Below are 11,846 nucleotides of genomic sequence, written 5' to 3' on the forward strand. Positions count from 1 at the left end.
TCTCTTCTATGTGGCGGGTTGTGCACTTTTATTATCCGCATGCGGAGGACAGGAAGATTCAGCTGGCAAAGAAAAATCAGAAGACAAAAAGGTTTTACAAGTAGGAACAGAAGCAACCTTTGCTCCGTTTGAATTTATGGATAAAGGGAAGGTAAGCGGTTTTGATGTGGATCTTTTAAATGCAACGGCTGAAGAAGCCGGTTATGAAGTGAATATTGAAAATACCGGCTGGGATGCTATGTTTGCCGGACTTCAAAGCAAACAGCTCGATATTGGTATGGCTGGGGTAACGATTAATGATGAGCGAAAGAAATCCTATGATTTCTCTGTCCCTTATTTCGAATCTACAAGCATGATTGCTTTTAAAGAAGGGACAAAAATTAAAAGTGCCGAAGACTTAAAAGGCAAGAAAGTCGGCGTTCAAAACGGCACAACTGGACAATTCGCTGCGGAAGCGGTTGTTGGAAAGAACGCATCTTCTATTTCTAAATATGAAACAGCGGCACTCATGTTCCAGGCTTTACAGAGCGGTGATGTAGAGACAGCGGTTACCGATATTGCAGTAGCTCTTGAATATGTGAAGAATAACCCGGATAGCGGTATTAAAACGGTTGGGGATGACAAGCAATTCAAGCCAGAGTATTACGGCATTGTATTCCCTAAAGGCAGCGAATATAAAGAAGACTTTGATAAAGCATTGAATGAGCTGTATGACAATGGCAAGTATACAGAAATTTATAAAAAGTGGTTTGGTAAAGAGCCAAACGTAGATACATTAAAAGAAGCAGCTAAACAATAAGGAAAAATGCGGCTGTCCACATAGGCCTGAGCCTTTGGACAGTCGTTTTTGTCCCAGAAAGGGGGAAATAAATTGGATTTTCGTACAGATATCATCGTAGATTATATGCCATTTTTTATTAAAGGAACCCTTTTAACACTAGGGTTGTCCCTAGCCGGAATTTTTATCGGACTTATTTTAGGGTTACTGATTGGATTAGGGAAAATGTCAACAAACAAGTTAGTGCGGTTTCCCTTTGTCTGGTATGTGAACTTTTTCAGAGGAACGCCGTTACTCGTGCAGATTTTGCTCATTCACTTTGGGATAGTGCCACTATTCATGTCACCATCTAACCCAATTGTATCGGCGATTATCGCCCTTTCACTAAACGCATCTGCTTACATTGCAGAAATTTTTCGAGCAGGTATCCAATCCATTGATAAAGGACAAATGGAGGCAGCACGTTCACTCGGTATGAGCCACGTTCAGGCTATGAAGCTCGTTATTTTGCCGCAGGCTGTAAAACGGATGATCCCGCCGCTCGGCAATGAATTTATCGTTTTATTAAAAGATTCATCTCTTGCCGCTATTATTGCCGCGCCGGAATTAATGTATTGGGGCCGTGCCGCTCAAGGGCAGTATATTAGAGTATGGGAGCCGTACATTACGGTCGCAGCCATTTATCTTGTCTTAACGTTGTCGCTAACCTATTTAATGAACTACGTTGAAAGGAGAATGAAAACAGAATGATCTCCGTCAAAAATCTTAAAAAGTCATTTGGTGACAATGAAGTATTGAAAGATATTTCTCTCGAAGTAAAGCCCCAAGAAGTGGTAGTCGTCATTGGCCCATCCGGTTCAGGGAAATCAACTTTTATCCGTTGTTTGAACTTGCTGGAATCTGTTACAGGCGGTCACGTGTACGTAACAGGAAAAGATTTAACAGACAAAAAAACAAACATTAATGAAATCCGTAAAGAAGTCGGTATGGTATTTCAGCATTTTAATTTATTTCCTCATAAGACCATTCTTGAAAACATAACTCTTGCTCCGATGAACGTAAGAGGGATAAAGAAACAAGAGGCTGAAGAAAAAGCAATGGTGCTCTTGAAAAAGGTTGGTCTCTCTGATAAAGCTAAGGCTTATCCAGATTCTTTATCCGGCGGTCAAAAGCAGCGGGTGGCGATTGCCCGTGCTTTAGCGATGGAACCGAAAGTCATGCTATTTGATGAGCCAACATCCGCTCTCGATCCGGAAATGGTCGGCGAAGTTCTTGAAGTGATGAAGCAGCTGGCAAAAGACGGTATGACGATGATCGTGGTGACTCATGAAATGGGATTTGCCCGTGAAGTTGGCGACCGGGTGATTTTTATGGATAACGGTTATATTGTGGAAGAAAATGAACCAGTTGAGTTGTTTTCTAATCCGCAACATGAGCGGACGAAAGCATTTTTAAGTAAAGTACTTTAAACGAAAACGTATCCTGTTTCGCGATAGGGTACGTTTTTTATTTGTTTAAGGTTCCGCTAAATGTTTTTAATTTCCAAAAAAATTAGGTACTATGAGGAGGAAAAGCAGAGTACTTTCAACAGAATAGAGCCCATTTTTTATTTGCTAGATTTCGTGAAGGGGGGAGCAGGTTGCTGCTTGAGGAAATTGTAAACGAGTTTGAGGAATGCCCGTTTCTTCACCATCTTGGGTTAGAAGTGATACGATTCGAAGAAGGGAACGTTCGCATTAAACTCAGTATGAAAGATTGCTTGTTAAATACAAATAAGACTTTACATGGCGGTGTATATGCATCTGTTTTAGATTTTATTCAGAGCATGCAATTACGTTCCGTGACGAAGACTCGTTGTGTAACCACTACTTCGACGATTCACTATATAGCTCCGGTAACGGGAGGCGTCCTGTTTGCTGAAGCAGAGATTATATCAAAGGGGTACAAAACAGCATTCGTTGAAGGGACAATTACAGATCAAGAAGGAAAGTTAGTCGCAAAGGGAACAGGGACATTTAAGTTGATTTATCCTGCTAATACGGATAAGGGGGAGAAGAGATGACAGGGAGATTTATAGGGAGAACGGCTTTTATCACCGGCGGAAGCCGTGGAATCGGCAAAGAAATAGTTCAGCAGTTTGCCAAAGAAGGGGCCAATGTTGCAATAATTGACGTGAATGAACAAGCAGTCAGTGAAATAAAAAACGAGCTGACAGAGAAAGGGTTTCCCATTTTTGCAAAGGCAGGGAGCGTGACGGAACGCGATCAACTAGAGCAGGCTATGCAGGAGGCTTATGAAGCGTTTGGCTCTCTTGATATTCTCGTTAATAATGCGGGGGTGCTTAGAGACAATTTATTATTTAAAATGACAGATGACGATTGGCTGACAGTAATGGATGTTCATTTGAAAGGGGCCTTTTACGCTTGTCGTGCTGTCCAGAAGTATATGGTTGAGCAGCACTATGGAAGAATTGTCAATATATCTTCTACTTCTGCTCTCGGCAATAGGGGGCAGGCTAACTATGCAGCGGCGAAAGCTGGAATTCAGGGGCTGACCAAAACATTGGCTATTGAGCTTGGAAAGTTCGGTATTACAGCTAATGCAGTAGCACCAGGATTTACGGAAACCGCGATGACAAAAGCAACAGCCGATCGAATGGGAATTCCGTTTGAAGAATTAGCGGAAGCCGCCAGCAAACAAATTCCAGCTGGCAGAATTGGAAAGCCCGAAGACATTGCCCACGCTGTTACTTTTTTTGCGGATGAGCGTTCTTCCTTTATTAACGGACAAGTGCTTTATGTAGCGGGCGGACCAAAAAATTAAAAAGGGGATAACAGAATGTTGCGTGAATATATTGGCAAGCAGTCAATAAAGATAAAAAATTATGTGGAAAGAGGAGCAGTTAAAAAGTTTGCTGAAGCGATCAAAGATTTGCATCCCCTTTACCTGGATGAGGCATACGGGAAGCAATCGAGGTATCGTGAAAATATAGCACCTCCTACTTTTCCTATCACATTTGATTATGGAACTATTGCCGACTTACGGTTACCCGATAAGGGGCTGATTCATGGAGAACAAACTTTTCGCTATGAACGCCCGCTTCTTATGAATGAGGAGGTCTATTGCTGGATGGAAGTAAATAACTATGTGGAAAAAAGAGGGGATAACGAAAAGCTAGGGTTTTTATTTTTAACGAAGCATGGCGAAAATGCCTCTGGAAAGCTTCTTTTTTCGGCTAAACAAATTATTATCCTTAATGAAGCTGTCAGAAGGGAGATGCTCGCTTGAAACCGATAGCTGATTATTCACTTAACGGGAATCTTACAGATATACAGCTCGCCCCTGTTACGAGGCTAGACCTTATTCAATATGCTGGTGCTTCAGGAGATTTTAACCCGATTCATACGATTGATGAAGAAGCAGAAAAAGCTGGGCTGCCCGGCGTTATTGCTCACGGCATGTGGACGATGGGCAACCTATCAAAGCTATTCACCCCTTATTATGAGGAAGGATTCATTGAGGAATATTCTATTCGCTTCAGAGACATTGTCCGTTTAGACGATGTTCTCACACTAAAAGCAACATTCCTGAAGAAGGTGCAGAATAAACTGTATTTTGAAGTAATAGCCGTTAACCAGGAGGAGAAAATCGTAGTGAAGGGCCGGGTTGTTTTTACGTTGTATACGTAAATAGGTGCTTCCATATTAAACAAGCCGCTGCTTCATTCTAAGAAGCAGCGGCTTGTTTTCATTATGGCTGGGGGATATTTTGCCCATAAAAGATTTCATCCATCTCAATCTTTAACTTATCGGTAATTTCTTTTATCTCCTGTTCGGAAAGTTCGTCCGGAGAGTGTCCAAATAAATAATTGTCTAAATCAAACTCTCTCAGTTTACATTTTGTATGAAAGATATTCTGCTGATAAACATTCACATCGATCATATCATATTGCTGTTTGACTTCGTCAGGAATATAATTTTGGATCGAGTTAATATCATGGTCAATGAATAGTTTATGACCGCTTTTATCACGGGTAAAACCACGCACCCGGTAATCAATCGTCATGATGTCTGTATCAAAAGAATGAATTAAATAATTTAATGCTTTAAGTGGTGAAATCTCACCGCATGTAGAAACATCAATATCCGCTCGAAATGTGCTAATGCCTTCATAAGGGTGAAATTCAGGGTAAGTATGAACCGTAATGTGACTTTTATCAAGATGCATAGCAACAGAATTAGGCAGCGGACCCGGAGATTCATCGAGTGATTCTGCCGGCACTTCAACGACTGGCCCTTCCGAGACGAGCAGAGTGACGCTCGCTCCTTGAGGAACATAATCTTGCTTAGCAATATTTAATACGTGGGCACCGATCATATTGGCGACCGTTTTTAAAATATTCGTTAAACGCTCTGCATTATATTGCTCATCAATATATTCAATGTAAGCATTGCGTTCTTCTTCTGTAGTGGTGTAACAAATGTCATACATATTAAAGCTCAATGTTTTCGTTAAGTTGTTAAAACCGTGCAATTCAACACGCTGCTCGGGTGTGAGGGACATAACTTTAAGCTCCTTACCTATTAATAGTTAATATGTGATTTGCTGAACTAGCAAATGTGTTTAGTTCTCGTCATCATTAAATTACCCTTTTTCATTTAAATAAAACAGTATATCTTTATCGTCCTGCTTAAGAATTGAAAGAAGAGCTTATTTTGCCGCCTTCGAAGAGTGATATCTGTTTAATTAAGCTAAGGGGTAAGGCTGGCGAGTCATTTTTCAGTGTCTTCGTGTTCTTGTGTGTCTTCAGATTGTCCACTATTTTGCGATTCTTCTTCAGATTGTGTAAGGTCGGAAGCCGTAGTGTAAGCATTGCCAATATGTAGCTTGCCGGTTACCTCTTTAATTCCTAATTGGCCTAAATTAGTGGTCTGTTCATATTTATCTAAAAACACCTGCTCAATAGAGAATTCTTGGAAAACGATGGGATGAGAGGCGGGAGTATTTGGCATGCCGTGTTTTTGAAGGAAGGTGATTTTGTCTTCCAGCTGCTTTATTTGATTTTGAAGGTGGGGGATTTGCACAGTTTCCAGTTCCGCCAATTTTTGTTGGGATTGTTCTAACTGTTGGATCAGTAGCTGATTTTTTTCCAATAACCTTTTTTCTATTCTAGCGGCAATCAGCTTTTCCCAGCCATCAGGAAGGGAGTGGGAAATAATAATTGGATCAGCTGTTTGTTGTTTGATCTTATTCACTTGATTTGTGACATGCTGTATTCGTTGATCAAACCAATGAATGATTGTTGAAAGTTCATGAGGTATATTTGTCACATGCAATCCCCACACTTTTCTTATAGTAAAATCGATCGTGAAAGCTCCTTAATTAAAAGTAACTATTCAATAAACACTCTTTCTTCTTGTATCTTGACACGAAAGTAGCTTAGAAAAAGCAGGCCATTATGAAATCTGGCAGAGACATTTCTGCTTTCAACTGGCTCAGGAAGCTGGATCGTTCTTTTAAATTCACCGTAATAGCGTTCTTTCATTGTATGCTGCATCTCAAAAGGAGCAGAAGACGTCCCTTGAATTGTAAGTGTATTTCCGGAAACGAGCAAATGTACTTCTTCTTTTGTAAATCCAGGCAGTTCAATCACCAATATCACCCTAGATTCATCGATGAACATGTCAACAGGCGGAAATGGCTGTTTCGGTTGTTTCGCAGGAAGATCCCTGTTCATCAATTCTGCCTTGGACGGGTCAAAAACGGAATTCCAGAATTCTCCTGTTTGATAATTTTGGGCAAATTCCATCCATTGTTTAAATTTGTCAATATCCAAAGCGGCCTCCCCCTTGTTTAAAATAAAGGATCAAATGAGAACGCTAATCTAAATGACGAATGTCGATCTCGGTATATTGGAAGTCAACTTCTTTAGGAATCATAATTTGTAAAACCCCATCTTTATAATGAGCCGTTGCTCCTTTTTTCTTAACAATGGCTGGCAGAATAATGACTTTTTCGGACGCAGTCCCAGGTAAGCCTTCCAATATAGCTTGGTTGGACGTATGAAAAACCTTTAAATTCTTAAAGAGAGAAGGATCGGAAATCGGAATCCTAACATATACGGCTTCATGTGTTTCAAAAACTGAGGACTGCAATGAAACAGGTTCTTCCACTGTAGGTGAGATAGTTTGCTGCCTAGGTTCATTTTTTGCTCGATCACCTTCGTTTTCATTCATCTGCCATGATGGAGGCAAAGAAGATGATAAAACGTTTTGAACATATTTCTCTACGTCCCGCTCGTGTAGGTGCTTGAGCCATTTCTGCCAATCATTCGCAGAAGGGAAGGAGGATTGAAAAGGAAACATAGCCGTACCCCTTTCTTTTAATTAAAATTGATTCGTCACAGGCATGGAAGGGTTGGCGATTTGATCTTGATCGCTTATATCACTGTCGAGCATCCCGTTACCCATGCAAGAAGAAGAAGGTGAAAAATCTCCTAATGATATATTGCCGCCAACAAATTTAGTATTGGCCGTATGGCTATTATGGACAACGCCGCCGACATCAATATTGCCATTTTGAGTTACCCCGTTTGTTTTGAGGTTAAAGATGTTAATAACGAAAGGCATCGATTTTCCTCCTTTGGCGCTCTACTAAATACTATATGAGATAAAACGGAAAGAGGTACAGATTATAGGCACACGCTTGATTTTTTAGTCGCTTCAGAAAGCTTTCCTATTTAAAGGCCATTTTTTACATTTGAGCGGAATTAACATTAGCTGGGTTCGCAATATCTCCCATGTCATTTACATCAGGATCAATAAAGACATTTTCCATGTTAGCTTCTGTAGGAGAAATGTCGCCATAGGATGAATTTGATCCTTGCGCTTTTGTGTTAGCTGTGTGGGCGTTATGGAGGGCATCGCCAATATTAATGGAGCCATTATTAGAAACATTGTTAATTTTTAAGCTGTAAATATTAATAATAGAGGGCATAATCACTCCTCCTATTTTAAAATTTGACTTATCTTATGCGTTAGAAAGAAAAAGTATGATAATTGGCAAGTGAGCGGGAGAGAAGACGAGAATATAGGGGGAATATTTACAAAAAATTCTTCTAATTAGTTACAAATATCGACAAACGAGAAAAGCACGCTCCATTCGGAACATGCTTTTCTCGTCCCCATGACAGGGAGTTGCACGCGGAAAATTTTATCCATTGAACAGTCTTTAAAATTTGTTCATCCCGACGAGAAGACTCATCGTCAGATCAACTTACATTACCGATGCAGTTTGTTCATCCGGTGAAGGTGTTTGTAAACCGTTGTTTACTATCCGCTTCGGTGGATTCCCATTAACCTGCACTCCACTTGCACTTTCGCAAAAAACTACACTTACTGATTCAACACTTGCTAATGGAACCTAAATATATCGGTTCCCGACGAGTGTGCCTTTCGTCAGTAAAGCAAATTTTCCGCCAAGGCCGTGCAATTCATCCTTTGAAGTCGCTTGTAAACGCATGTTTACCAGTCCCTTCTTTTGGTAGTTCCGCCTTGTGTTTTTTATTTACCCGGTGTTTTTTATTATAAACCTATTTTAAAAATAAATTTTTTGCGGATTTTGGTCATTTTTTGGGGAACGAATTTTGTTTTATTTTTACTGAAAAACGGTAATTATAGAATAAGAGAATGAAATAATAGTCGAGTAGCCAGAGAGTACTTAATGGAACGTTAAAAATAATTTAACATCATATAAAGGTGGGATTCAACATGAAAATAAAAGTGAAAAGTTGGAGAATGTTAACCGCTCAAGATAAGATGTCTATATTAAAAGCTATCAGTCAACGTCCGAAAGTAAAAAAAGGTGCATAAAGCAAACGACAATATCAGGGGCAGGAGAGCCTCGTTTTTTTTTGTTCTTTTTAGGAAAATAAGAGTTGTTCCGGCTGTTTATTTCGTGTATATTTTGATTAACGATTGATTAATCATTAATAATTTACAAACTATTATCGGGGTGAAAAGCGAGAGTGGTTAAATTTGTTTCCCACAAAGAGGCGTTAGAGGAGTATGATAGTAAGAAGTATCGTACTCCAGATGGTTATACGAGTGATATTGTCATTTTTACAATTAAACAAGATGAAAAAGCGGAATTTTCCGGCTCTCTTCATCTTCTTCTTATTAAAAGATCAATGAAAAACAGCGAAGGCCAGCCAAATGCAGAAGGCGGTAAGTGGGCATTGCCCGGTGGGTTTGTAGCACCGCATGAAACGGCAGATGAAGCAGCTAGGAGAGAGTTGGAAGAAGAAACAGGTTTAAGCGGCATTTATTTAAAGCACTACGCTGTATACGATAAAGAAGGCCGGGACCCGAGAGGATGGATGATCTCGAATGCCTATTATGCTGCGGTACCTGAATATCTATTAGAAAAAAGAAAAGCCGGTGATGATGCGATAGATGTGCAATTATTCAACGTCACAGAAGCCCTTGAATTGCCGCTAGCTTTTGATCATAAAATAATAATTAAAGATGCGTTGAGAAAAATTCAGCTTGAGATGTTACAAACAACACTTGCGAAGGAATTTTTGCCAAAGGAATTTACATTATCCGAGCTTAGGCATATCATTCTATGTGTATCAGGAGATTTAGTCGAAGAGGTTGTGAAGTCTGAACCATTTTTTTGGCGTAAAGCACCAAAGTTTCCTTTCCTTGAAAAAGCGCTTAACGAAGATGGTAGTCCAAAAACAACACAAAGAAATTCAAAGTTCAAAACAACGCTTTATCGGTTTAATGATTACAATCCAATTAAGAGCATTTATAAGTGAAAAACATCACATGAGGAGGAATGGGGAAACATGGTCAAAAAAGCGTTAATTAATGTTGATTACACAATCGATTTTGTGAATGGGGCACTGCCTGTTGGCGAGCCGGCAATCGAAATTGAAGAGGCTATCACTTCGTTAACGGAGGAGTTTCTGGAAAACGGAGATTACGTTATACTAGCTATTGATGTACATATGAAAGAGGATCCTTATCATCCGGAAGCAAAATTATTTCCGCCTCATAATATTGCTGAAACGGAAGGAAGGCGGCTGTATGGGCGGCTTGAAACGGTCTATCAGCAAAACAAGGAAAATGAGCAGCTTTACTATATGGATAAAACTCGTTATTCCGCTTTTGCGGGAACGAATCTGGACATTAAACTTCGGGAACGAGGAATTACTGAAATTCACTTAGTTGGTGTTTGCACAGATATTTGTGTATTGCATACGGCTGTTGATGCATATAACAAGGGGTATTCAATTGTCATTCACCAAAATGCGGTTGCAAGCTTTAATCAGGCGGGTCATGAATGGGCCTTGCATCATTTTCAAGATTGCTTAGCTGCAAAAGTGATTTAATTGTGGAGGGAACAAACAGACATGAACAAGCGTTTTGAAGATGATGGAATGGCCTTGCATACAGATCTCTATCAAATTAATATGGCTGAAACCTACTGGTATGATGGCATCCATAACAAAAAAGCCGTCTTTGAACTTTACTTTAGAAAAATTCCGTTTGGCAATGGGTATGCGATCTTCGCAGGCTTAGAAAGAATTATTGATTATCTAAAAAACTTTCGATTCACAGAAAGTGATATTGATTATTTGCGTCATGAGCTAGGATATAAAGAAGACTTTCTTGCTTATTTAAAAGGAATGACGTTCACCGGCACGTTGAAAGCGATGCGTGAAGGAGAGACGGTTTTTGGCAATGAACCGATCTTAAGATTAGAGGCTCCGCTCGCAGAGGCTCAAATTGTCGAAACGGCTTTGTTGAACATTGTTAACTATCAGACCCTTATTGCGACAAAAGCTTCTCGGATTAAACAAGTTGTCGGCGAAGAGCCAGCAATGGAATTTGGCAGTCGGCGCGCTCATGAGCTAGACGCTGCGATTTGGGGAACGAGAGCAGCTTACATTGGGGGATTTGATGGTACAAGCAATGTACGAGCCGGTAAATTATTCGGTATTCCCGTTTCCGGCACGCATGCTCATTCACTTGTCCAAACGTACAAAGATGAATATACAGCTTTCCATAAATATGCTGAACGACATAAAGACTGTGTGTTTTTAGTCGATACCTATGATACGCTCAAGTCAGGGGTGCCGACAGCTATTAAGGTAGCAAAAGAATTAGGCGATCGTATCAATTTTATTGGTATTCGACTTGATAGCGGCGACTTAGCTTATTTATCAAAAAAAGCAAGAAAGATGCTGGATGAGGCCGGATTCCACAATACAAAAATTATCGCGTCAAATGATTTAGATGAATATACGATCATGAATCTAAAAGCACAAGGCGCTAAAATTGATAGCTGGGGCATTGGCACAAAATTAATCACTGCGTTTGACCAGGCTGCTTTAGGAGCTGTCTATAAGCTAGTTTCCATCGAAAATGAAGAAGGCGTCATGGAAGATACCATTAAAATTTCAGGAAACCCAGAAAAGGTAACAACTCCCGGATTGAAACGTCTATATCGCATTATTAACAAACAAAACGGCAAGTCAGAAGGCGATTATTTAGCAATGGAATATGAAAACCCGGCAGAGGAAGAACGGCTGAAAATGTTTCATCCTGTGCATACGTTCATTAGTAAATTTGTGACTAATTTTGAAGCGCGCGAGCTGCACGAGCCTATTTTCCAGGAAGGCAAGCTCGTTTACGCACAGCCGGATGTTCAGGAAATACGGGCATTTGCTAAAGAAAACCTTCAACTTCTATGGAAAGAACATAAACGTTCTCTCAACCCAGAAGAATATCCCGTGGATTTAAGTCAGGCTTGCTGGGACAATAAAATGAGAAACATCGCAGAAGTTCAGGAAAAAGTAAAAACGACCAGTCAGTAAGCAGCACAGTTAATGTGCTGCTTTTTTATTTAAATGATTCTTAAGACTTAGAGTCGCCATTCTCTCTTTTCTTATCAAGTGGAAATCGCTGTCAAAAATCTTGATTTATTATAAAATAATAGAGACTGACGTTTACAAAAGTATACGACTGAATGAAAGGAGTGGAAAAAGTGAAGGAAAAGT

Annotated in this window: 16 protein-coding genes; 10 read left to right on the forward strand and 6 right to left on the reverse strand. The window is 40.0% G+C overall.

All coding sequences use genetic code 11. The annotated features are described in order from the left end of the window. The first annotated feature begins 10 nt into the window (after positions 1–10). The 7 genes from AC623_RS04795 (at position 11) to AC623_RS04825 (ending at position 4,467) form a co-directional block, all read left to right on the forward strand. A complete protein-coding gene (locus AC623_RS04795; protein WP_156187102.1) occupies positions 11–799 on the forward strand; it encodes a basic amino acid ABC transporter substrate-binding protein in 789 nt (262 codons plus the stop codon). A 72-nt stretch (positions 800–871) separates the two neighbouring features. Continuing rightward, positions 872–1,528, forward strand: a complete 657-nt coding sequence (locus tag AC623_RS04800) for an amino acid ABC transporter permease (protein WP_049661037.1) — start codon at positions 872–874, stop codon at positions 1,526–1,528. Next, on the forward strand, positions 1,525–2,247 hold the full coding sequence (locus AC623_RS04805; protein WP_049661039.1) for an amino acid ABC transporter ATP-binding protein: 723 nt from the start codon (positions 1,525–1,527) through the stop codon (positions 2,245–2,247). The genes AC623_RS04800 and AC623_RS04805 overlap by 4 nt, the downstream gene beginning before the upstream one ends. 170 nt (positions 2,248–2,417) lie before the next feature. Then, positions 2,418–2,840 carry a PaaI family thioesterase gene (locus tag AC623_RS04810; RefSeq protein WP_049661041.1) on the forward strand — a complete coding sequence of 141 codons (423 nt, stop codon included), beginning with the start codon at positions 2,418–2,420 and terminating at the stop codon, positions 2,838–2,840. After that, on the forward strand, positions 2,837–3,601 hold the full coding sequence (fabG, locus tag AC623_RS04815) for a 3-oxoacyl-ACP reductase FabG (RefSeq protein WP_049661043.1): 765 nt from the start codon (positions 2,837–2,839) through the stop codon (positions 3,599–3,601). Before AC623_RS04810 ends, fabG begins: the two co-directional genes overlap by 4 nt. A gap of 15 nt (positions 3,602–3,616) precedes the next feature. Beyond that, on the forward strand, positions 3,617–4,066 hold the full coding sequence (locus tag AC623_RS04820; RefSeq protein WP_049661046.1) for a MaoC family dehydratase N-terminal domain-containing protein: 450 nt from the start codon (positions 3,617–3,619) through the stop codon (positions 4,064–4,066). Then, positions 4,063–4,467: a MaoC/PaaZ C-terminal domain-containing protein gene (locus AC623_RS04825; RefSeq protein ID WP_049661051.1), complete on the forward strand. Its 405-nt coding sequence runs from the start codon at positions 4,063–4,065 to the stop codon at positions 4,465–4,467. The genes AC623_RS04820 and AC623_RS04825 overlap by 4 nt, the downstream gene beginning before the upstream one ends. Before the next feature lie 61 nt (positions 4,468–4,528). Here the strand turns inward: AC623_RS04825 and speD are convergent, their stop codons facing one another. The 6 genes from speD to AC623_RS04855 form a co-directional block, all read right to left on the reverse strand. Beyond that, positions 4,529–5,341 carry an adenosylmethionine decarboxylase gene (gene speD / locus AC623_RS04830; protein ID WP_049661053.1) on the reverse strand — a complete coding sequence of 271 codons (813 nt, stop codon included), beginning with the start codon at positions 5,339–5,341 and terminating at the stop codon, positions 4,529–4,531. A gap of 209 nt (positions 5,342–5,550) precedes the next feature. Continuing rightward, positions 5,551–6,108 carry a hypothetical protein gene (locus AC623_RS04835; RefSeq protein ID WP_049661057.1) on the reverse strand — a complete coding sequence of 186 codons (558 nt, stop codon included), beginning with the start codon at positions 6,106–6,108 and terminating at the stop codon, positions 5,551–5,553. Positions 6,109–6,170: 62 nt separating this feature from the next. After that, positions 6,171–6,614 (reverse strand): Hsp20/alpha crystallin family protein, encoded by a 444-nt coding sequence (locus AC623_RS04840; RefSeq protein ID WP_049661062.1) that lies wholly within the window; start codon positions 6,612–6,614, stop codon positions 6,171–6,173. Between the two features lie 43 nt (positions 6,615–6,657). Beyond that, positions 6,658–7,143 (reverse strand): Hsp20/alpha crystallin family protein, encoded by a 486-nt coding sequence (locus AC623_RS04845; RefSeq protein WP_049661065.1) that lies wholly within the window; start codon positions 7,141–7,143, stop codon positions 6,658–6,660. 21 nt (positions 7,144–7,164) lie between these two features. Beyond that, positions 7,165–7,407 (reverse strand): spore germination protein, encoded by a 243-nt coding sequence (locus AC623_RS04850; RefSeq protein ID WP_049661067.1) that lies wholly within the window; start codon positions 7,405–7,407, stop codon positions 7,165–7,167. A 124-nt stretch (positions 7,408–7,531) separates the two neighbouring features. After that, positions 7,532–7,774 (reverse strand): spore germination protein, encoded by a 243-nt coding sequence (locus AC623_RS04855; protein ID WP_049661069.1) that lies wholly within the window; start codon positions 7,772–7,774, stop codon positions 7,532–7,534. 1,030 nt (positions 7,775–8,804) lie between these two features. Here AC623_RS04855 and AC623_RS04860 point away from each other — a divergent pair. From AC623_RS04860 to AC623_RS04870, 3 genes are read left to right on the forward strand one after another with little or no spacing between them, the layout of a single operon-like run. Next, positions 8,805–9,599: an NUDIX domain-containing protein gene (locus AC623_RS04860; RefSeq protein ID WP_049661071.1), complete on the forward strand. Its 795-nt coding sequence runs from the start codon at positions 8,805–8,807 to the stop codon at positions 9,597–9,599. A 30-nt stretch (positions 9,600–9,629) separates the two neighbouring features. After that, a complete protein-coding gene (locus AC623_RS04865; RefSeq protein ID WP_049661073.1) occupies positions 9,630–10,175 on the forward strand; it encodes a cysteine hydrolase family protein in 546 nt (181 codons plus the stop codon). A gap of 21 nt (positions 10,176–10,196) precedes the next feature. Continuing rightward, the gene (locus tag AC623_RS04870) at positions 10,197–11,663 is read left to right on the forward strand and encodes a nicotinate phosphoribosyltransferase (protein ID WP_049661075.1); all 1,467 of its coding nucleotides are present in this window, start codon (positions 10,197–10,199) and stop codon (positions 11,661–11,663) included. The last annotated feature ends 183 nt before the right edge of the window (positions 11,664–11,846 follow it).

Origin of the sequence: Bacillus sp. FJAT-27231, assembly GCF_001183975.1 — a bacterium.
GTDB classification, from domain to species: Bacteria; Bacillota; Bacilli; order Bacillales; family Domibacillaceae; genus Pseudobacillus; species Pseudobacillus wudalianchiensis.

Bases quoted from the DNA above. Each gene is read 5' to 3' on its own strand.
- AC623_RS04805 (WP_049661039.1), top strand. From the start codon at position 1,525: ATGATCTCCGTCAAAAATCTTAAAAAGTCATTTGGTGACAATGAAGTA.
- fabG (WP_049661043.1), top strand. From the start codon at position 2,837: ATGACAGGGAGATTTATAGGGAGAACGGCTTTTATCACCGGCGGAAGC.
- AC623_RS04820 (WP_049661046.1), top strand. From the start codon at position 3,617: ATGTTGCGTGAATATATTGGCAAGCAGTCAATAAAGATAAAAAATTAT.
- speD (WP_049661053.1), bottom strand. From the start codon at position 5,341: ATGTCCCTCACACCCGAGCAGCGTGTTGAATTGCACGGTTTTAACAAC.
- AC623_RS04845 (WP_049661065.1), bottom strand. From the start codon at position 7,143: ATGTTTCCTTTTCAATCCTCCTTCCCTTCTGCGAATGATTGGCAGAAA.
- AC623_RS04850 (WP_049661067.1), bottom strand. From the start codon at position 7,407: ATGCCTTTCGTTATTAACATCTTTAACCTCAAAACAAACGGGGTAACT.
- AC623_RS04855 (WP_049661069.1), bottom strand. From the start codon at position 7,774: ATGCCCTCTATTATTAATATTTACAGCTTAAAAATTAACAATGTTTCT.
- AC623_RS04865 (WP_049661073.1), top strand. From the start codon at position 9,630: ATGGTCAAAAAAGCGTTAATTAATGTTGATTACACAATCGATTTTGTG.
- AC623_RS04870 (WP_049661075.1), top strand. From the start codon at position 10,197: ATGAACAAGCGTTTTGAAGATGATGGAATGGCCTTGCATACAGATCTC.